Source organism: Rhodococcus sp. KRD197 (genome assembly GCF_017168235.1).
GTDB lineage: Bacteria > Actinomycetota > Actinomycetes > Mycobacteriales > Mycobacteriaceae > Rhodococcoides.
In genome coordinates, this window is the sequence record NZ_JABFAO010000009.1 from 109,592 (window position 1) to 130,223 (window position 20,632).

A 20,632-nucleotide genomic window follows, 5' to 3' on the forward strand; every position below is an offset into this window, starting at 1 on the left:
GGTCAGCCGGTGCCGGTGATCGTTTCGGGGGTCTTTCGGCCCTGTCACGTCGCCGCCGGATGCGCGACTATCGGCGATGGAGCCGAAGGAGGGTCATCAGGATGATGTCGTCGACGTCGAAGAGCACGTGGCGGGAATGGTTGGGCCGTGCCGTCGAACCGATCCTGCTGGCCGCGACGCTGGCTGCCCTCCTCGCTGGTTGTGTCGCCTGGCTTCTCGACGCGGATGGCGTAGCCGACGCCTGCTGGATCGCCGGGACTGTCGTCGCTCTTGCCCCCGCCACCTGGTGGGTGATCGACTCAGTGCGCCGCGGGCGTGTGGGCGTAGATCTGATCGCAGTGCTCTCTCTGGTCGGCACCCTGTTCGTCGGCGAGTATGTCGCCGGTGCCCTCATCGGCGTCATGTTGGCGTCCGGGCGGGCCCTCGACGCCGCTGCCGAACGTCGCGCCACAAAGGATCTCCGATCCCTGTTGGATCACGTTCCACGGACCGCCCGTCGGCGTATCGGAGACGAAGTCCAGGTCGTGCCGCTCGACGACGTTGTTGTCGGCGACGTGCTCGTCGTCGGTCCTGGGGAAGTGGTGGCTGTCGACGGATGGGTGACTTCGCCGCTTGCTGTGCTCGACGAGTCGGTACTCACCGGCGAAGCGATGCAAGTCCAGCGCCGCAGCGGGCAGCCCGTGCGCAGCGGCGTCGTCAACGCCGGATCCGCGTTCGAGTTGAGTGCCCGCGCCAGCGCTGCGGAGAGTACCTACGCCGGGATTGTGCGCTTGGCCCGCGATGCTGCCGCCGAGAGTGCCCCTGTGGTCCGGATCGCTGATCGAATTGCCGGCTGGTTTCTGCCGTTGGCCTTGACGGTAGCCGGGCTGGCCTGGCTAGCGAGTGGCTCGGCCACCCGCGCCGTTGCCGTGCTGGTGGTCGCCACACCGTGCCCGCTGCTGCTCGCCGCTCCCGTCGCGATCGTCTCGGGTCTGTCCCGCGCCTCCCGCATCGGTGTCGTGATCCGCAGCGGCGGGGCCCTGGAGAACCTCGGCCACGCCACCACGCTCGTGATGGACAAGACCGGGACGTTGACGACCGGACGGCCTACCAGCGGCGACATCGTCACAGCACCGGGCCGCGACGCCACCGAAGTGCTCCGGCTCGCGGCATCGGCCGACCAACTGTCCCCGCACGTGCTCGCCGAGTCCATCGTGCAGGAAGCGAAGATGCGCGGGCTGACGCTGTCCATGCCCACCGACGTCGACGAGGAAGCGGGGGTGGGAGTGGCGGCCACCGTGGAGGGCCACCGAGTCACGGTCGGCTCCATGGACGTGGGCCCGGATGCGCCGGCCTGGGCACGCGCGGTGCTCAACCGGGCGGACCTCGACGGTGCGGTGGTTGCGTGGGTGACCGTCGACACGGACCTCGCCGGGGCGCTGCTGCTGGTGGACCCGTTGCGTCGCGACGCGTCCCGTACGTTGCGACGCCTGCGCTCGGCCGGCTTGAATCGGTTGGTCATGCTCACCGGGGATCGCCGCGAGACCGCGGAGGCGGTTGGGGCGCTGCTCGGCCTGGACGACGTGCACGCCGAGCAAACTCCCGCCGACAAGGTGGCCGGGGTGCTGGCCGAACGAGAGTCCGCGGTGACGATCATGGTCGGCGACGGTGTCAACGATGCACCCGCCCTTGCTGCAGCGACGGTAGGGGTGGCGATGGGGGCGCGTGGCTCGACTGCGAGTTCGGAGGCCGCGGACATCGTGCTGACCACGGACCGTTTGGACCGCCTCGCCGACGCGATGGAGATTGCCCGCCGATCCCGACGCATCGCTGTGCAGAGCGCATCGGTCGGGATGGGATTGTCGTTGGTGGCCATGGGATTCGCCGCCTTCGGACTGTTGCCGCCGGCGGCGGGCGCGCTACTGCAGGAGGGGATCGACGTCGCCGTGATACTCAACGCGTTGCGTGCACTGCGCGTCGATTCGTCGCGGACGGTGAAACTCACCGACGACACAGCGGACATGCTGCGCCGCTTCTCCGCTGAGCACGATGAGATGCGGGAGGATCTGTCGATTCTGCGCCAGACCGCACAGTTGATTGCGACCGGCAACCTCGATCAGGCCCACGAGTCGCTGCGCCGTGCCGAGGCTTTCCTCTTCGACACTCTCCTGCCGCACGAGCAGGCCGAGGACAGCAAGTTGTATCCGGCTCTGGCCGGGCCATTGGGCAGCGGCGAGGTGACCGCAACGATGAGCCGAATGCACGCCGAGATCGACCGGCTCTGCCGTCGGTTGCGCACACATCTCGAGCAGGCCGACGCCGCCGGGGGATTGAGCGTCGATCAGTCCGACGACCTGCTGGCCTGCCTGTACGGTCTGCACGCCTTGCTGCGACTGCACTTCGTGCAAGAGGAGGAGAACTACTTCACCCTGACATCAGCCGAGGATCGCCCCGCGGGCTTGGCTTGATCGAGTCGATGTCGGTGGTGGTCGCGCAAGCGCCACGCAGCGATGCGGTATCGGCGTACGGGATCGGCATCATCGTGGGTGTCGGATTCTTCCTGATGGTCTTCCCGAATTGGTGACGTGTGTCGATGAAACCCGGCGCCGGCGACCACTCAGGGCGAAGCGATTGCGCGCGCAGTCATCCGCCCAGGGCGCCGAGAGCGTCGTAGACGAGGAAGGCCGGCCACACGAACGATTTGAGTATGGCGACAACGTGTTCCCCGAAGCCGTCGGCCGCCTGCCACCAGAAGACCAGGCTGCCGATGCCGCCGAAGAAGTACACCGCCTCCCCTCCGGTCCCTGGCGTGGTGCGGCGGTTGCAGTCTTGATCGGACTTCGACATTGAGTTCTCCTTGTTGTTGTGCACCGTGTCAGCCAAGAACGACGCAGCCCAGCCATGGTCACCAAGCGTCCGTCGACACCCGCAGGCGGGAGTAGGGCCCAGAGTCACTTGACGGTGGTCCGATCGGCCTCAGATGGGACCAGACGTGGGGCTGATGGAGAAGTCGATGCCATGTACGCGTCGAGGACTTCCCGCGCCTTTGCACGACCAACGCATGGAACCGCGCGCAGGTCTGCCGCGTCCAACTGATAGAAGACCGCTTCGGATGATTGGTGAGCATATGGAAGTAGATCCCGCGATTCTGAGCGGGTTCGCAGGGTTCGTCCAGGATGCGAGTGACACCCTGGAAAGGGTGGACGCTATCGAGCCGTTCTCGTCAGCGCGTGGTTGCCTGCCTGGGACCGACTTCCAACAGCTGTGTGATGAGGCATCAGGACCTGTCCCGCGGCCGCTTCTGATGATGACGTGGCGCACGCAATCGGACGACAGTTGGGTCCCATCGAGGGAGTCGGCGGGACGGTTCCCGCTTCAGTGAATGAACGACCTGCGAAGCCTGACGCTGAAACCCCGGCCATCGAGTGGCGCGCGGTGTGGCCCCAACGGCTCGACTGGAAGCACTTGGCGACCGCGTCGGTGGCTTTCGTGGGCGTTGTCGCAGGATTTGTCTTGGTATGGACTGCTGGGAGTGGGGTCGCGATAGTCGGTTTCGCGGGCGTCGGTGTGATGTCGCTGTGTCTCTTGTGGCTGGTTCTGCGACTTGCCGGTTTTCGGTGGATCAGACCGTCGAGCAGGCTGAAGCCGTGCACCAGCGCCCGGTTCGGTCCAGGCATTCGAATCGGTCCGGAAGCGCTGGCCCTGAGGGTTCTGGTCATAGCATTGGTCGGCTGCGCCATCTACTATGTTGCCGTCGCGCTAGCCTTCTGGCTCCGGCTCGAGTCGCTGCTGCCCGAGTTCAGAGACGCTTCGACGCACAAGTGGCTGGCGGTGATCTTCGCGGTGGTTCTGGCTGCAATAGCATTGCTGTTGAGTATCTTTCGGCCATCCACTGAGCTGGAGATCTACCAGGATGTCGTGATCCGGACGGTAGGGCAATGGAGGCTTCTGCGAATCGGTGATGATGTGACGCTTCCATGGGCCTCGATCGTCGAGATTGCCGACGAGGTTCGGTTGAACCATTCAGGCTTGTGGACCACTCGCGAACCGCTGATTCGACTGGTGACCCGTGAGCCCCTTCCCTCAACCGGACGGCTTGGGTGGGATACGGACGAGTACCTCCAACTTCCCGCGAGTTGGATGGCAGCCGAGCCGAACCTGATGCTAGCAGTGCTGCGGGCGATGCTCGAGAGCGATGAACGGCGACGAGAGATTCTCTCGCACGATCCTGCCGTGGTGTTCGCTCCGCCGCCGCTGCGCGAACGTTTCCGAGTGTCCGACGCCTGCGCCTTGTAGCGACTCGCACGGTGACAGCGCCTCACGCGCCGTCACATCCGGTACAACGCCGAACGCGCAGAACATCACAGGCGATGGGAGTCTGCCCTGGCGGAGTACGACGGGCCACTGCAGCTTATCTGGGGATTGGCTGACCCTGTGTCCGGTGCACACGTCTGCGACATCGCCCGGGTCCGGTAGCCGAAGGCAGTGGTCGTCGAACTCGACGGCGTCGGGCACTATTCGCAGTCGGAGGCGCCCGCCGAGGTGGTGGCGGCGATTCGGTCGTTGTGACACCTAGCTCTGTGGGCTATGCGTGGCGACTGCGTGGCTCATTCCTCGATATGACCGCGCCCGTTCGGCAGCCGAAGTAACTCGCGGAGTGCTTCACGAGCCGAAGTTCGGAGGTTGTGCTCGTCGATCTCGTTGGAATCGTGGGGATCCTGCATATTCCGATACGCAAAGTTGTCGACTTCGCAGAACAAGAAATGCAGTGGTTTGGTCACTCGCGGATCCAGTGATCCTGGGTTCTCGTTCAACAGCTCGACAAATTGAGTTTCGAACTCGTGCGCGGAGATTCGCATCTCGACGAAGTCCTGAAGAAGTGGTGTGAAGGCCGCGCTCTGCGTTGCTGGGGTGTCCATGGTTGTACTCCTGCCGTTCACTGCCGTCAGTGATGTGGATGGGCGACAGTCGATTAGGCTCCCGGCGTCATTGCCGAAAGCCCCCGCGTCGCGCCGACCGAATGATTCTGTCATTGGGTTTTGACGCGCGTGCCGCCCGATCGGTTCCATACTGTCGCACAGGCGTTGTCGGCAGTGCCCGGAGTTTCCCGGCCTCAGAACAGAGTCGGAGCAGAAAAGCTTCCGTCACGGGATTGGTGGAGCCGAGCACTCCAGCGCTGTACGAGCCACATTTCGACCAGTTCGGGTCTGGTGCCGATCTCGTTCGACCAGCCGGTGAGCAGTTCGACGTAGCGGTTGTAGCGGCGGCGAGTGAATCCGGTGACAGCGTGATCTTCCCGCCAGCCCTCGTGGATGAGCGTGGAGACGCCGAATTGGTCGATCAATTGCGCCGCCCCGCCCTCCACTGATGCCTTGACGGCCCATAGGAAGGTGGCCATCAAAGCCACGCCGACGCCTGGAGCGTCCGGCCAGCCGGACCAGGCCCCGTCAGGGAAGTCCGGGACCACCCTGTTGCGTATGCAACTGTCGAAGACGGCCAGGGTCTTGGCGAATGGAGTCTCGTCCGGGTGTCGAAGGTGCGGGTTGCTGACGTCGGGAAACCGTCGCATTGCCTTGCGGTGGCGGTGACTGCCTTGCCAGGCGGCGCAGAGAAACAGCAGGCCGAGGGATGGGTGTTCGCCCGCGGTGAGTTCGGTGCCGACTCGAAGGCCGTTGCGCTGCAAAATGGCTGCGCCCTCGGTGACGATCTTTCTGTCGAGGTTGCGTCCCCGAAGTCGGATGTCGTGTCCCGCCCGGCGGCTGCTGAATCTCGACAAATTGCCCGTTCGTCCCCACTCCACGAGATTTCACATCGAGGCACACAGGCGATGAAAACTCCCGCGTCGGCGTGAGGCGAGAACTGCTCCCTGTCTGATAGTTGTGGCAAACTACCCACCTGGTAGAGCCAGTGACCGGTCATTTCGTCGAGAGACGGGCAAAGCGGTGAAGTAACTCTTGGGGGGATGTCTTGTGGGGGAATTGCTAGGAGCTGATCTCGACGAGCTCAGGTCATTGGGATCGCAGCTGCGCGCCACAGCGAACGAGCTTTCAGACGTCGCTGTGCCCGTCAGGACCAGCGTTGCAGCGGTTGTGATGCCGGATGCCGGCATCGACGACGTGATGGGCCGGATTTCGACAGCGCTCGAAACCACTGTTGCGAAGCACAGCACGGCCGTGCCGACACTGGCTGACGGTGCTACTTCGTCCGCAGCCACGTATGAAGCCGTCGAAGACGCGTTCAGCAGACAACTGAGCTCGCTGACCGAAGGGCTTGGGCGGTGACGACCCCAACGATTCCGCAGGTCGAGTCCTGGAATCCACGGACGTTGGCGGAGGCGGGAAGCGCGATCAGAACGGCGGGGATTGAGCTCAGTGATCGTCTGGCGGAGGTGGATCTCGCGGTTGACAGGAGTGCGCGGACCTGGAAAGGGGACGCCAGCGCTGCCGCGTCGATGCGTGCGGTGTCGGAGGTGCTCACTTCGACCGCGTCGAAACGAGCGGCAGATACCATCGGGGACGCTTTGATCACTCAGGGCGAGACGATCGACGCGTATCGCGCTGCGATCCTGAGCACTCGCGACGCGGCTGTACATCTCAACGGCATGTCGGTCGCACCGGATGGAACCGTCACGAGCCCAACCGTTCCCGGCGCAGACGATGATGCTCTTCGACCGATCCTGCAAGGCCGACTCGATCGGCAAGCGGCAGATTTCCAGGCCAGCCTGAAAGAGAATCTGGCTCAGTGCGGATCCGCGCTGACAACCTTGAGGACGAAGGTCGACGGTGGGTTGGCCGACCTCGAGGAGCACGGTGGTCCCGGCGGTGCCAGCCTCGGGGCAGTTCTGTCGGGCGAGGACGGCAAGGCGGTCGGTGCCCGGATCCGGGATGCCGTCGACGGTGGTGAGCCGATCCCCGCCGATGTCCTGAGCGATCTCACCGAAGACCTCTTGGCCACCGGCTTGGAGCCTGCGCAGCTTCAGGCTTACCTCAATGGCGAAACGGCTACGATTCCAGCGAGTACTCAGCAATACCTGAAGGAGTTCTACAACTCGGCGGGCGTCGACGGATTCACCACTGCCAGCCAACAGTTGCAGTCTCAAGGCCCGGCGGGGCAACAGGCTGCGGCGTCACTTGCCAACGGTGTCATGGTTCTGTCCAACGAGAACGTCGGTACCGGACGCGATGCCGATGGCAACCTCACCGGAGCAGGCAGTTACGAACACTTGCCTCAGGACATGCGCGACCTCATCTCGACTCGTCCAAGCCTCGGTCTCGACGGCCTGGACAGCAATGTGCTGACCTATCCCGGAGACGGCCCGATCATGGACGATCACAAGGACTTCGTTGCGGGGCAGACAAAGCTGTTCGACGCGATGTCGCTGGCGGAGGCGGGCAACGAGCCCGGGACCAAGATGTCGACCGAACTGATTCGACAGGGCATGCATACGGCGTCGATCGAAGCGCACGGGGGAGCGTTGCCGTTCAGTGATGTGCCGCTCGACAACTCGAGCCACGTGGAGACCCTCGAGAAGGCGATAGAGCTCGGCTCCCGCAACACGGATGGCGCGCACGCAATTCTCACCGGCGAAGGCGGGCCGGACGTGCTTGGATCCGGATACCACGCAGACACCGCAGTGATGCCGTTGTTGCAGCGCGACGACGGGACGGCGATGGCGTCGATGACGGATTGGATTGCGCGAGATGCACATACGACCTTCCCGGAAGGGACGCCTGAGTACGAGGACTCGGTGCGGGCGGGGTCTGCCGCTCGCGGCCTCGCTGACATCATGGCCACTACTGAGTCGTCCAATGGTACGAACAATTACACGACCTTGCTTTCCGGTGAGGGGAAGATCGGGGAGGGTACTGCAGCTCAGGTAGCCGAATCTCTTGCCCCCTACGTCGGGGACATGACGGGTATGACGCGTGACGTCACGCAGACCAATGGATTCGGTGACTTCGGTGGCAGTGGAGATTTCGGTGGCGGACCTGTTGAGCCTTTGCGAATTTTCAGCATTCTCGACTCCGAAGATCAGTCCAGCCAGATCATCAACGGCACTGCTCTCGCTGAAAGTCAACGCATGGATCGACTCTTCGCAACAACCGGTTACACCGAGCTCGGCGATCAGGCCTACCGCCTGCAGTGGCTCGTCGATCACGGTCTCAGCACCGAAATGGACCAACGTGTTCAAGATGGACTCGACAAGCAGGAAGCGGCCGACGCGCGGAACTCGAAGTTCACCGCAGCGTGGACGGCAGGACAAATCATTGCCGGTGGATTGGGTCCGAGCGGCATTGCGGTCGCAGCTGGTTCCGAATTCTTGAAGCCCTACGTTCTCAGTGTGGATGATCTCGAAACGCCTCTGAGCCGGGAGATCACGCTTGATGACTCGGCCTTCGGTTTCGACAGCGGGAATGGTGAGTATGTCTCCAGTGATTGGGGGAGTGCAGGCTTCAGAACGCACAATGTTCTCGATGCCCTTGTAAACACTGAACAGGTCGACATCAACGATGTTCCAGCGGTGTACAAGAACGACGACGGCACTGCGTTGCTTCCATACTCTGAAGCAAGAAATAAGTATGTGAACGAGGACGACATGCTCCAACGCGCGAGGGCCGCTGACGCAATCTCTCAGATAATTGCGCATGCCGGAGTTTCGAACCTGGACGAGTATGTGCGCAACGCTACCGGGGATGAGCAGCGGGATGTGTTGGCCGCGGCGATTCGACCTGATGGGAACAACCCAAACAGCGAAGCAATACTGGACTGGCTGGCAAGCGATGAATCAGCTCGTGACTCGAGAAACACGTGGCGAGTGGAGATGTACGGATGAGGATGAGATTCCCACACTCGAGAGTGGCAGCCGTACTTGTGTTGATGATGGTGACCGTCCCTGCGTGTGAATCAGTCGTAGAGCACGGTGATGCTTCGAGGGCGACGTCGACGTCGACGTCGGTCTCATCAGGCTCCGACATATACGAGGCTCCTGATCAACTCCGTGATGCAACAGTGGTGTGGTCCGCAGAACCAGAAGTCGACCTCTTCTCTGTCGAGGGTACTTTGATCCGCGCCGCCCAAGAATCGATAATTATAGGAATTACGGTTGGCTTGGACTACACATATCCAGGCTTCGCGGTCAGCGGTAATTACTTGGGCGGAGACTCGATATATTCACCCTTCAGATCCGCGACCGGAGATGGCCCTTTTGCAGGATCGGTCCATAGTCGTATCCAACAAGTAATTCCAATTAGTAACGGCTTCGAGGCGTTGACATGTGTGCTGTCGACTGGACTCGACGTCCTCGAGAACGGCAGGTACTCTCCTTCGCTCCTGACCGATGTAGCGGGAGGAGAGCTGCGAATACGCTTCATCCGCAACGACGACCAGACAACAACAGCAGCCGCACCCCCGCCGCGGCCGTCCATCCCGAGGCCCGAAAAGTTCACTTGGCAGGCTCCTACCGACAACAGGTTTGTCGGATGGCAGATCGACGGATTTGCTGACGTCGAACCCGCTACGGCTGAAAGTGGTCGATGCGTTGCGTGGGCGAGATCGCTTTATCCGGACACAGCGCCCATAGCCTCCCGTGAGGCATATGCCCGGGATAGTCCACCCCCGGTCCAACCGGCCTACCCCGGATGGCCTGACAGTACAAATTGATGAGCGCCAGAACAAGAACTGCATTCGGTAGGAGGCATTGACCTTGACCCGTGAAGAACTCGGTGCGAAAGTTCGTCGACTGCAACAGGCCGTGGCCGAGGTCCACGGCCACACCCACCTCGACGGTGTGACCGTTCGGACAGATGCCAACGGTCGACTCACCGAACTTGGAATTGCCCACGATGCTTGGGCGCGCGGGCCCGAGGCGCTGGCCGACCTGATCAAACGCGTCTACCGCGATACTGCGCAGGACGTACAGATTCGATCGACCGCGATCATGGCCGAACTGCGCGACGACCCGATCGTTGCTCGCATTGCCGATGCAACCATCGGCAGCGTCTCGGTGCCTGAGGCGCACGTCCCTGTAGCGTCCGATCCACGGTCGCGAGAACTCTCACAACCTGATTCGACGTTCCCCGTTCAGCGGACACCAACGCCGCACTCTGTCGACCGCCCAGTGGCCGATGCTCGGGACGACTACTTCCACCGAAAATCGTGGTTGGAGTAGCCAGAGAAGGTCGACGTCCAAGCGAACCCGTGAGATGGTCGGTCGATGAGTGACAGGCGATCGGACAAACCCGTCGAGATGTTCGACGCCTTGTTCACCGAGACTGCAGCAGCGGTGGCGCTCCCGGGGACGCTGAGGGCTCGCATCAAGTCCGAGGTCGATGCGATACTCGATGCCCAGGCCGACGCACTCCTGCGACAGTCGTCGGCGACAGATTGAAGCAGGCACTGCCGAAGGGCACGAGACTCGGAAGTCTCGCACAGTCTCGCCTGCGCACGGTTGCCGATCTCGCGTACTCGTCACCGAGCGAGATCGCGGCCGTGCCGGGTATCGGTCCGCAGTCGGCTCAGGCGATCCACGACGAGGCCGTCGCACACCGCACGCGCGTCCGAGCCGGCGAACGACTGCGACTGAACCCGCAGCAGAAGGGGACTCGCGAGACACAACTCCTGACAATTCTCACCGCCGTGGATCGCGTGGGACTGGGTGCAGCCACACTCGGAGGACACCGCGCGGTACCACGACGCGGTGCAGTCCGGAAACTTCATGGCGATGCGCCAGGCTGCGTATCCCACTGAACGCAGTCTGAAGTCGGCCAAGCTCGATCGTTTGCTCGAGATCGTCGAGGAAGCGGAGGACAACGATGCGAGGGTCATCGTGTTCTCGTTCTTCCGGGTCGGTGCTAGATACCGTCTGCGCTCAGGTCCCCGGCGCTGTGTACGGCCCACTGACCGGTAGTACTCCGTCCAATCAACGGCAGGAGATGGTCGACGAGTTCACGGCACATCGAGGCCGTGCCGTGCTGGTGAGTCAGATCGAGGCCGGGGGAGTGGGCCTGAACATTCAGGCCGCCTCGGTGGTAATTCTCACTGAGCAGCAATGGAAGCCGAATACCGAGGTCCAAGCAATCGCCAGAGCGCATCGGATGGGTCAGGTCCGAACGGTCCAGGTGCACCGACTGCTTGCGAAGGACACAGTCGACGAACACATGCGTCGGGTGCTCGAGCGAAAGTCCGAGCTGTTCGACGAGTACGCCCGCAAGAGTCAGGCGAAGGACACCGATCGCGCATCCACCGACGACGGGTGGGACCGGGGTGTGGGGCCGATGGAGAGCTCAATAGTCGAGATGGAGAAGCAGCGGTGGGAGTGGGTTGACAAAGCTTGACGTCGATCGCATACGCGACATCGCCTCCCGGTCTTGGAGAGTTGCGCTGCAGAAATTGACGTTTCGCAGGCTTGCGTTGTTGGCCGTTCGATAATTAGGCGTGGGTGTAACAGGTTCGGCCGAATGGCGATCTATTCCGTGTTGCTTCAGCTGCGATCGCGCGTGGACATCTCGAAAGTGTGGACAATGATCAAGTTCGGCCAGTCACTCCCCAGCGCCAGCCTCTTCATCAGCGGACGAGTGGTGCGATCTGTGAGCATCGCGGCTGCTGGGTTGGTGACGGCGGGCATCATCGCAGCGTGTGGGTCCGCTGACGAACCGTCGGCGCCGAGTGCGGCATCGCCTACCTCTTCGACAACAGCCACCGTGGCAACGACAACTACGTCGACAACAATGGTGCCTCCGGCCGCGCTCGCTCCGGAACCGGCAATCGTGCCGCCAGTCGCCGTCACGCCGGAAGCAATAGCTGCGCCAGTCTTGATGCCGCCGGTGGTGTGCATGAACTTGCAGACCGCTCAGAACCTGATTCAAGATGCGGGAGTGTTCTTCTCGCGTAGCGAAGACGCCACCGGTGCCGGTCGCGCGCAGATCAACGATTCCAATTGGATCGTCGTCGATCAGATTCCCGGGGTCGGCGTTCCGATCGAAGAAGGAGACGCAGTGCTCTCGGTTGTCAAAATTGATGAGCCCAACAACTGCTGACACGCTCTTGGAGGAGGTAGCCGAATTGTCACTCGATCTCGCCGATTCCGGCTTTCACTGACGGCGTGGTCCCTTCGGTCAGTATCGCTCGGGCATGCTGCAGGATCGGCGCACACTCGCAACCCTGCTATTCATGGAGCTTGGTGGCCATGCTTCCTGTGCCGGGATCATCGGTTCGCTCACCGAAATCGCTCAGCACCGCTAGTGTCCCAGGTCGCCCACCGCGGGTTACCAGTGATTCAGTCGCGGACACTTACACGGCGATGTCGACATCCTGCAGCATGTCGATCAGGCGGCAATCGGCCGCGCAACGCTTTTCACGCAGCAATCGGCCACATATCGTCCCCAAGGAGCTGACAGCAGCTAGCGCATTGCGCTTCAAGCGGACCCACTGTTGGGTTGGACCAGTATCCGAGGATATGGGAAGCCCATGGTCAGATATCCGGCAGCGCGCTCGTTCAGGGATGAAGCCAAGACTGGTGTGAGTTCGTCGCGGTAATCGTGGACAGTCGCCGTGGTCTTGCCCGGGGTGTGCACGAACCACTCGCCCTACGTACTGGACCAGTCGCCCCTTGAACGAAATCGGCGCGGCAAGAAAGCGTGTCGAAGGCGATCCGATCGGCCTCGAATCGTTGGCTCTGAAAGCCGTTCAGGAGGAGAATCACCCATAGGCTACGATTCCGCCCGGGGTGTGGCTACGGCAGAAACTGACAACCAAGGCCCGCGTATAATCGGACGACGATTGGGCCCCATGGGGGCGAGGTCGTAGGTGCGGAGCTGGCACCACTGCACATAGGCCGATGATGTCGAGAATCTCTCGGCGGGTCGTGGAATGCCGACGACTCAGCGCTGGCCACGGAATGAATGTTCGATCGTCTACGAGTCCCGGAGAAGGATCAGTGTTCGCAACGCAGTGTGTGCGCACGCTAGCAATTGTTGCTCGTCCAGATCGTCCTCGTCGCGGAGTCGATCGTCGGATACGAATGCATCGACATCGGTGAACAGCTGATTGACCGCGGCCGATACCGCAGGATCAAGGCGACCAGGGGTCTTCTTGACGAGCGCCAAATATCGAGTCTCGAAGTCCTGCGCCCCTGATTTGCCCGACACGAAGTGTTCGATCGTCGGGATGAAGATCGCGCACTGCTGAGCAGCGCTGGTGTGAGCGGTCAAGATGGCCTTTCATTTTCGAGTATCGAGCCGCAAGAACCGAGTCATCCGGCTGTGCGGTGGCGGTATTGCTCGACACGGGCGAACAGAAATGAGCGACGAGCCAGTTGGGCGACTTGCCAGCATGAAGTAGGTTGTCCGTCAGGACGTTACGGCATGAAGTCGAACACTGGGCGATAGCTGTAGGTCGACGATCCGAATGGAGTGGAGTATTGCTGCAGATTGACCGAGTTTCCCCATAGGTCGGTTTGACTGCAGGCGACCTGCCCGCGAAACCAGGCGCACTGGATGGGCTGGCTTGTTCCATACGGGCTGACGACCAACCAGGCGTCATTTCGTGAACTGTAGGCAGCAGGATCGAAGCCGCTGACGAACATTGCAGTGCTGTCCTGTGGGCCGGGGAGATAGTACTCGGGCGCGGCCGCTGCGGCTGGTACTACCGCGGCGGTAATGCCAACGGAAATGGCGAATGTGGACAGTATTCGCTTCAGCATCGCCGCTCCTGTTGTCGAGGCTGATGGGCCCGGTGGTAGGTGAATCGCCAAGTAGAAGATGGTTGTTACGGGGTACCGTCCTCGTGCACTTGACAGGTGGGACGACGTTTCAGGGCAGCGTCGGTCGTGTCATATAGCCTCTGCGCATGACACGCGAGCGCACAGCTGAACAGCTAGGTCGAGCGGTGGGGACACTCATCGCTTCAGCCGCAGGCGATGCGCTCGGCGCGGGCTACGAATTTTCAATTCCTGCATCAGACGCTGTCATCGGCATGATCGGCGGAGGCCCGTTCGGGTTCGAGCCAGGGGAGTGGACCGACGACACCTCGATGTCAATTGCGGTGGCGGAAGCTGCGGCGGCACAGGAGGATTTGCGCTCTGAGTCTGGCCTGGACTCGGTGGCTGCCGGGTTCATGCGCTGGTTCGGTTCGGAACCGAAAGACATCGGAAATCAAACGAGGACGGTTCTGTCCGCCAATCCCACTTCGGCGGCTGAAATGGCGGCTGCTGCCAAAGCTGTTGTGGGGTTGACGGGAGGGAACGGTTCACAGATGCGAACCTCCCCTGTCGCACTTGCCCACCTGGACGATGAGCAGGCGTGTGTCGCCGCCGCGCTTGCTGTCAGTGACCTGACACATTCAGATCTTCGTGCAGGTCAAGCGTGTCAACTCTGGTCCTACGCGATTCGTCATGCGGTGCTGTTCGGGTCATTCGACGGCGTGCGGATGTACCTCGACACTGTCGACCGTGAACAACGAGACTATTGGACCGGGATTCTCGAAGCTGCGGAAACGGGCAGCCCCTCGGACTTTGCGAAGAACGGGTGGGTAGTCCACGCCCTGCAAACGGCGTGGTGGGCAATCTCGGGGACTGACGACTCCAAGCCTGATCATCTGCGTGAGGCTCTCGTGCAGTGCGTACGTGCTGGCAACGACACCGATACGACCGCTGCTATAGCTGGCGGACTACTGGGGGCGAGGTGGGGCGTTGCCGCGGTCCCCGCGGAGTGGCTTGAAGTACTTCACGGGGGGCCAGGGCTCGGACCCGACGACCTGGAATCGCTGGCAAGGCAAGCGGTCCAAGTTCAGGTCCAGGCGAGGTGAGGTCATCCACGGAAACAAGCTGGTGGGACGGCATTCTGGATCCCGGTGAGATCGGTGCCTCTGAGGATCGGCTGGCGATCTCGGACCTTTCCTACCGAGGGAGCTGGCCGCAACTCTTCACACTCCTCGACGGAATGGACTCGTACGAGCCGTTTGCGAATGTCAATTCGACGAGGCTGGGTCGGAAGTCTCATTTCACGCCGCTACACCAGGCCGCGTGGAGCGGGGACGAGCAACGCCATTCGCGGACTGATCGATCGAGGGGCGTGGCGCTCGGTCCGAGACGCCGACGGTAATCGCCCCGTGGACGTCTACAGCGCACGCGGCCATACAACCCACTCGGCTGTGCTCGAACCAAAACCGGTCCGCCGGCTCGGTGAGACGACCGTTTCGACTCTCGAACGCAGACTCCACCTTCTCCTGGATGCCGAACTTCTTCGATGGCATGAGTATCCGCTGCGCTACCCACAGCTCGAGGTGCTTACCGAAGTGGATTCTGGCGAACTCTGGTTCTTGGTGCCGGGCAGGTCCGGAGGCTACAAGATCACCCTGGACGGTGAGTCGCTACTTGTGGATTCATCGTCCCGACAGAGTGGTTCCGAGCTGTATCGGGTGACGTGCGACTCGATCGAATTCCTGGGCCACGAGGGTTACAGAGTAGCGCGCTTCCGGAACATGAAGCCGGTCGACCGTTCGGGCCGCCCATGTTTGTGCCGAGTTCCTGCGACTGTCGGTGCGATATGGGACTGTTGGGCCGGGTTGGGGAATCGAACGGATCGACAAGGGGAGTGCCGGTGACCGGAACCGACGAGGCTGTGGACATACCGATCATGGGGGTCGTGGTCGATGCCATCGACGCGGACAACGGTCTGGCAGAGGACGCGAAGTATTTGGTGCTGGCCGCGCTTGAAGGCGCTGATGAGCTCGCCGAACAGCTCGATGGCGTCACGCTTCGGCGGACACGTCGAGGGGCACTCTGTGCGGGTCAGGAGGAGCCCGTCGGCGCATTCCTGACGTCGATCGAGGTGGCCGGCTTTCGCGGCATCGGCCCCAAGTCAGAGCTGAAACTGCATCCGGCTCCCGGCATCACCATCGTCAGCGGACGCAATGGCTCTGGCAAGTCGAGCTTCGCCGAAGCGCTCGAGTTTGCCGTCACAGGCAAGAGCTACCGGTGGGAGAACAAGGCTGCGCTGTGGAAACACACCTGGCAGAACCTGCACGACGCCTCGCAGTGCCATGTCCGGGTCGGTCTGACGGTCGAGGGTTCGGAACCCACTGTCGTAGGAGTCGATTGGACCCAGGGGGCGTCCCTCCATGATCACTCGACCTGGACGCAGGTCGGTAAGTCCAAACGATCAGCCGGCACCGACAGCCTCGGTTGGAAGTCAGCGGTCGAACTGCATCGTCCGATTCTGTCGTACGACGAGATCGGCGGACTCGTCGAAGACAGCCCGTCAGTGCTGTACGACGCGTTGGCGAAATTGCTCGGACTCGAGGAGATCACCGACGCCGAGAAACGGCTGAGTACTGCGCTGAAGGAGGCCAAGGTGCCTCGGCAGCTAGCGAAAGATGAGCTGACTCAGCTAAAGCGCATCGTCGGCGAATCGACGGACGAACGAGCGGTAAGTGCCGCGGCGCTACTGAAAAAGCGCCCCGTCGACGTGCCAGCTGTTCTAGCTTTGGCGACGGGTTCGGTCGAGACGCCGTCGGGTACGACGGTGGGTCTTCGCGCCATCGCCGGAAATTTCATCCCGCTGCAAGCACAGGTCGACGCGGTCGTCGAGGCGCTTCGGACTGCACTGGCGAGCACAGTGGATCTTGCCAGCGACGCACTTGCCATCGCCGAGCGTCGCAACGCATTGCTCAGTTCGGCGCTCGAATTGCACGAGCAGACCGGCACCGTCGATTGTCCCGTCTGCGAAACAGGAACGCTCGACGACTCCTGGGCCGAGCATGCTCGAATCCGCATCACCGACGAGGACGACAAGCTCGCGCAGTACAAGCGGAGCCGACGCGATTTAGAGGACGCGCGTCGCGCAGCGGCGACACTGATCAACGATGTGAGCGACGCCAATGCCGTCGAGGGCGTCGAGCTCGCGTCGCTGCAGCCGTACCGCGAGGCCGTCGTAAAGGCTCGGGCAGTTCCAGAAGAGGTCACCGACCTCGCGGACCACGTGAGTAAATGGCTGCCTGGCGTTGTCGAAGCGGGTGGTCTTCTGCGGCAGGAGGCATTGGACGCCATCGCGGTCAGGCAGGGCAGTTGGGCGCCTATCGCCACCCGCCTGGCGTCGTGGGTGCGGATGGAGCAGGCGGCTGCAAAGACGGACGCGACTGTATCCAGTCTTGACGCTGCCAAGAAGTGGGTGACGGCACACGCCATCGACTTACGCAATCAACGGCTCGAACCGATTGCTGATCAGGCCCGTCAGATATGGGCTGAGCTACGGCAGGAGAGCAACGTCGATATCGGCGCGATCAGCCTGGAGGGAAGCAGTACTCGGCGCAAGGCTGTGCTGAAGGGCACTGTCGACGGCGAGCCGTCCGAGGCCCTGTCTGTGATGAGTCAGGGCGAGCTGCACGCCCTCGCGTTGGCATTGTTCATTCCGCGGGCGACGACGCCGAGCAGTCCGTTTCGCTTCATCGTTCTCGACGATCCGATCCAGGCCATGGATCCGGCGAAGATCGACGGGTTCGTTCGGGTGTTGTCGACGCTGGCGAAGACCAGGCAGGTCATTGTTTTCTCTCACGACGACCGACTTGCCACCGCGATCCGGCAGTTGGCTGTCGATGCGCGGTTGGTCGAGGTTACGCGGGAGACAGGGTCGAAAATCTACGTCAAGGAGACGCTCAACCAAGCGAAGCGCTACGTGGCCGACCTGCGGGCGCTGGTCAAGGACGAGGCCGTGCCCGTCGAAGTGAAGAGGCGGGTGGCACCTGGTTTGTTCAGGCTCGCGCTCGAATCCGCAGCGCAACAGGTGTTCTACGCAAAGCAACATCGCGCTGGCACGGGTCGCGAGGCAACCGAGAAGCGGTGGAGTGAGGTGCACAAGACGCGGCAACGGTTGGCGTTGGCAGTGCACGACGACGCAGATAAGGACTTGACCGGGTGGTTGAGCCACCGCACAGAGCGCGGTCCGGCACTCAAGCTCGCGAACGCGGGCACGCATGGCGAGGCAGTGACGGTCGACATCGTCGCGGTCAACGACCTCGGGAGAATGGTCGACGGGATTCTCGCATCGTGAATGCCATCGGCTTGAGGAATGCCGAGCGGCTGCTCGACGGAAATGTCGGTGCCGCAGGCAGTTCGGCGCGCCTCGCGGCATTCCTGGCCCGGCAGGCATTGGAAGAGCTGGTCGACGAACGTTGTCGCGCACTGGGCGCCGATGTCCCCGGCGCGAGCATGCGCTCTAAGTTGGTGATCATGCGATCGTTGGACACAACCGAATGCGCCGACGCTGCCGCGATCGCCTGGAACCGGTTGAGCAACGTGTGCCACCACCATGCGTACGAGTTGGCGCCGACAGTGTCGGAAGTGCGGCATCTGTGCGGTGTCGTGGCAGTGTTGCTCAACTCCGGTGCGGGGATTGACAAACCGACTACCACGAATGTCAGTACTGAAAAGTCGCACTCGGCCCTTCGTAGGATGGGTTGCCAAGATTCAAAGAGACGGAGTGATCGTGACCGATGACGGAGTTGGAGGCCTCCTCGTCCGAGAATGGGGTTCGAAGGATGGGTGGACGTCGCCGGAGATGTCCGCGTACGACAACGAGGGTCACCTGCAGAGCATCATCGCAGCTGCACCTGAACATGTTCCCGGAGTGTCCGACGACGCGTTGACTGTGCGTGAATTCTTGACGTCGGCTGGCCCAGCAGACGTATGCATCGTCGATCTGGACGGTTCGGTCACGGTTGTCGAATGCAAGCTTGCATCCAACTCTGAGCGACGACGAATGGTGATCGGTCAGGTTATGGACTACGCCTCCGCAATTTCTCTCGACGGCGAGGCATGGTTCCGGGATCAGTGGTCTCGTCAGGGCGGACAGAACCTCTCGGCGCTGGACGGAGGTGGCTCAAATCATCTGGCAGACAACATCGAGGCTGCCCGGATACACCTGTGCCTGGCTGTCGACCGCATCGACTCAGACCTGCGCCGCCTAGTCGAGTACTTCAACCGAATCACCCGAGACGAGATTCGAGTGACCGCCCTTCAGTTGGCGTATGCGAGGCAGGGCAACCTCGAAATTCTCGTTGCGTCAACCTATGGCGGTGAGCTCGCGGCGGCAAAAGCGCGATCGGGAAATTCTGGTGGCCGCGCTTGGACCAAAGAGTCGTTTCTGGCGGCAATTTCGTCGGAGGTTGACGTAGAACGCGCAATCCGGTTGTTCACCTTGCAGGAATCCTTGGACGAATCGAGGGGCAGTTTCGACGATTTCTGGTTCGGGACGTCACCGTCCGGCGGGGTATTTTTCCATCCGTATGGGTACCGATTTGCGCCAATGTATTTGTGGGTGAACAAATCGGGGGTTCTTATGGCTACCGGCGCTTGGAACAACTACAGCCAGATTCAGAAGCATGACGGGTTTGCTGGACTAGCGACGGTGTTGGGCCAAGATCACAGGTCGTCAGCGCCTGGACGCAAAGTCGCGGAACTTGATCTGGATAAGTTCTGGACGGCTTCGTTGCTCTGCGCCGAGGCCATCAACTCGTAGGTTGGGCTTAGCGCACCGAGTCGCAACAGGGTGGGACCGTTATCCAAACTGGCGGACAACCTGTCCCCTGCCGCGGCACGAAACGGGCTGGTTTGAATTCCAAGCTGGGAATCGGCAGGGACGCGGAAGACAACCGTGCGAGGTCATCATGTTCGCGTCCTGCGATGCGAAACACCGTCCGCAAGGGGTGCCCGGTGCAGTGTTGGCGATCTAACGAATCGCGCGGAGCCCGACGGTGGCGCGTGACACGATTTCTCAATGAGTGATCTCCACGTAGACTACTTAGGCGCACCTATTCACACTCGACTCGAGGTGTTGGCGAAGCCGTGTCCCGTCCCCGCCGCTACTGGGGTGTACGGGTGGTGGTTCGAGCATCTCCCTGCCAGCGACATCGACACGTCCGACTGCTACCAGCGTGACGGCCGCACGTTGCTATATGCGCGGGTATCAGTCCCAGCAAGCCGCCGACGAATGGAAAGGCGCCCAGTCGCCAGACTGTCCGGACGCGCATTCGCTACCACTACCGCGGGAATGCGGCCGGATCAACGTTGCGACTCACCCTCGGATCCTTGCTTTCCGACCACCTTGGCATCCAGCTCCGACGTATCGGTTCGGGCAACAGGCTGCACTTTCATACGGGGAGTGGTTGCTCGACGAATGGATGGCCGAGCATGCGTTCGTTTCGTGGGTTGCTCATCCCGCACCGTGGGTGCTCGAAGATGACCTGATCGCAACGTTCGACCTACCGCTCAATCTGATGGGAAACGGTCATAATGCCTACCACGCTAGACTGAGCCGAGCGCGATCTTATTCGAGAGCACGAGCTTTCGAGTTACCCGTTCTGCCGAATACAGGCAGACGGCCGCCCTTGCGGTTTTGACCGCTGGCGGTCTTGGCTGTTCGCCTAAGTGAACTGTGCCGAGTCGCATCGACCGTTCATTCAATTGAATGAACTTCACCGCCCTAGAGACTCGTGAACCCACGCGCAGTTCTTGCCGAGCCTGTGAATCGGAGCAGATAGAGAGCGTCCCGGCGTGTTGGTCGGTTGCGACGGCACGACAGACCAAGCCTGAACATCGCCCAAAGTTTTCACCCGTCACCTATAGGTTGATTGCTGTTCAGGGTGGTCGAAATGTGAGGGT

18 protein-coding genes and 2 pseudogenes are annotated in these 20,632 nt (G+C 61.9%); 14 read left to right on the forward strand and 6 right to left on the reverse strand.

Annotated elements, in window-relative coordinates; genetic code table 11:
* Positions 1 to 104 precede the first annotated feature (104 nt).
* Positions 105 to 2,447: a heavy metal translocating P-type ATPase gene (locus tag J1M86_RS14205; RefSeq protein ID WP_206510464.1), complete on the forward strand. Its 2,343-nt coding sequence runs from the start codon at positions 105 to 107 to the stop codon at positions 2,445 to 2,447.
* A 175-nt stretch (positions 2,448 to 2,622) separates the two neighbouring features.
* Here J1M86_RS14205 and J1M86_RS14210 read toward each other — a convergent pair whose 3' ends face one another.
* Positions 2,623 to 2,826, reverse strand: a complete 204-nt coding sequence (locus tag J1M86_RS14210) for a hypothetical protein (RefSeq protein ID WP_075838034.1) — start codon at positions 2,824 to 2,826, stop codon at positions 2,623 to 2,625.
* 531 nt (positions 2,827 to 3,357) lie between these two features.
* Here J1M86_RS14210 and J1M86_RS14215 point away from each other — a divergent pair.
* Positions 3,358 to 4,275, forward strand: a complete 918-nt coding sequence (locus tag J1M86_RS14215) for a hypothetical protein (RefSeq protein WP_206510361.1) — start codon at positions 3,358 to 3,360, stop codon at positions 4,273 to 4,275.
* A gap of 311 nt (positions 4,276 to 4,586) precedes the next feature.
* On the opposite strand, the gene J1M86_RS14220 is transcribed toward J1M86_RS14215, so the two are convergent.
* Positions 4,587 to 4,898, reverse strand: coding sequence for a colicin immunity domain-containing protein (locus J1M86_RS14220; protein WP_206510362.1), 312 nt, complete (start codon positions 4,896 to 4,898; stop codon positions 4,587 to 4,589).
* 194 nt (positions 4,899 to 5,092) lie between these two features.
* Complete coding sequence (locus J1M86_RS14225) at positions 5,093 to 5,779, reverse strand: hypothetical protein (RefSeq protein WP_307786640.1); 687 nt, start codon at positions 5,777 to 5,779, stop codon at positions 5,093 to 5,095.
* A 211-nt stretch (positions 5,780 to 5,990) separates the two neighbouring features.
* Between J1M86_RS14225 and J1M86_RS14230 the strand changes: the two genes are divergently transcribed.
* The 6 genes from J1M86_RS14230 to J1M86_RS26395 all read left to right on the forward strand — a co-directional run bounded on the left by J1M86_RS14230 (position 5,991) and on the right by J1M86_RS26395 (position 11,312).
* Positions 5,991 to 6,260 carry a hypothetical protein gene (locus tag J1M86_RS14230; protein WP_206510363.1) on the forward strand — a complete coding sequence of 90 codons (270 nt, stop codon included), beginning with the start codon at positions 5,991 to 5,993 and terminating at the stop codon, positions 6,258 to 6,260.
* A complete protein-coding gene (locus J1M86_RS14235) occupies positions 6,257 to 8,812 on the forward strand; it encodes a hypothetical protein (RefSeq protein WP_206510364.1) in 2,556 nt (851 codons plus the stop codon). Before J1M86_RS14230 ends, J1M86_RS14235 begins: the two co-directional genes overlap by 4 nt.
* 864 nt (positions 8,813 to 9,676) lie before the next feature.
* A complete protein-coding gene (locus J1M86_RS14240; protein WP_206510365.1) occupies positions 9,677 to 10,147 on the forward strand; it encodes a YbaB/EbfC family nucleoid-associated protein in 471 nt (156 codons plus the stop codon).
* A gap of 45 nt (positions 10,148 to 10,192) precedes the next feature.
* Positions 10,193 to 10,366 (forward strand): hypothetical protein, encoded by a 174-nt coding sequence (locus J1M86_RS14245; protein WP_206510366.1) that lies wholly within the window; start codon positions 10,193 to 10,195, stop codon positions 10,364 to 10,366.
* Positions 10,363 to 10,725, forward strand: a complete 363-nt coding sequence (locus J1M86_RS26995) for a helix-hairpin-helix domain-containing protein (protein WP_368857265.1) — start codon at positions 10,363 to 10,365, stop codon at positions 10,723 to 10,725. The genes J1M86_RS14245 and J1M86_RS26995 overlap by 4 nt, the downstream gene beginning before the upstream one ends.
* 101 nt (positions 10,726 to 10,826) lie before the next feature.
* Positions 10,827 to 11,312 carry a C-terminal helicase domain-containing protein gene (locus tag J1M86_RS26395; RefSeq protein WP_307786641.1) on the forward strand — a complete coding sequence of 162 codons (486 nt, stop codon included), beginning with the start codon at positions 10,827 to 10,829 and terminating at the stop codon, positions 11,310 to 11,312.
* Positions 11,313 to 11,458: 146 nt separating this feature from the next.
* On the opposite strand, the gene J1M86_RS26400 is transcribed toward J1M86_RS26395, so the two are convergent.
* Positions 11,459 to 11,812, reverse strand: coding sequence for a hypothetical protein (locus J1M86_RS26400; protein WP_241260082.1), 354 nt, complete (start codon positions 11,810 to 11,812; stop codon positions 11,459 to 11,461).
* Between J1M86_RS26400 and J1M86_RS26405 the strand changes: the two genes are divergently transcribed.
* A complete protein-coding gene (locus tag J1M86_RS26405; RefSeq protein WP_241260083.1) occupies positions 11,811 to 12,014 on the forward strand; it encodes a calcium-binding protein in 204 nt (67 codons plus the stop codon). The two genes, J1M86_RS26400 and J1M86_RS26405, sit on opposite strands and share 2 nt — an antisense overlap.
* An 876-nt stretch (positions 12,015 to 12,890) precedes the next feature.
* Here the strand turns inward: J1M86_RS26405 and J1M86_RS14265 are convergent.
* Together J1M86_RS14265 and J1M86_RS14270 are read right to left on the reverse strand one after the other, a co-directional pair.
* The gene (locus J1M86_RS14265; RefSeq protein WP_206510367.1) at positions 12,891 to 13,187 is read right to left on the reverse strand and encodes a colicin immunity domain-containing protein; all 297 of its coding nucleotides are present in this window, start codon (positions 13,185 to 13,187) and stop codon (positions 12,891 to 12,893) included.
* 146 nt (positions 13,188 to 13,333) lie between these two features.
* Entirely contained in the window at positions 13,334 to 13,678 is a 345-nt protein-coding gene (locus J1M86_RS14270) for a hypothetical protein (RefSeq protein ID WP_206510368.1), read from the reverse strand.
* A 146-nt stretch (positions 13,679 to 13,824) separates the two neighbouring features.
* On the opposite strand from J1M86_RS14270, the gene J1M86_RS14275 reads away from it, so the two are divergent.
* The 5 genes and pseudogenes from J1M86_RS14275 (at position 13,825) to J1M86_RS27000 (ending at position 20,370) form a co-directional block, all read left to right on the forward strand.
* Positions 13,825 to 14,781, forward strand: coding sequence for an ADP-ribosylglycohydrolase family protein (locus tag J1M86_RS14275; RefSeq protein ID WP_206510369.1), 957 nt, complete (start codon positions 13,825 to 13,827; stop codon positions 14,779 to 14,781).
* Between the two features lie 794 nt (positions 14,782 to 15,575).
* Positions 15,576 to 18,023, forward strand: coding sequence for an AAA family ATPase (locus J1M86_RS14280; protein WP_206510370.1), 2,448 nt, complete (start codon positions 15,576 to 15,578; stop codon positions 18,021 to 18,023).
* A pseudogene (locus J1M86_RS26410) lies at positions 18,020 to 18,349 on the forward strand (hypothetical protein); the annotation flags it as partial. The gene J1M86_RS14280 and the pseudogene J1M86_RS26410, both read left to right, overlap by 4 nt.
* 250 nt (positions 18,350 to 18,599) lie before the next feature.
* Entirely contained in the window at positions 18,600 to 19,490 is an 891-nt protein-coding gene (locus J1M86_RS14285) for a hypothetical protein (protein ID WP_206510371.1), read from the forward strand.
* A gap of 509 nt (positions 19,491 to 19,999) precedes the next feature.
* Positions 20,000 to 20,370: pseudogene (locus J1M86_RS27000) on the forward strand (GIY-YIG nuclease family protein).
* Positions 20,371 to 20,632 lie beyond the last annotated feature (262 nt).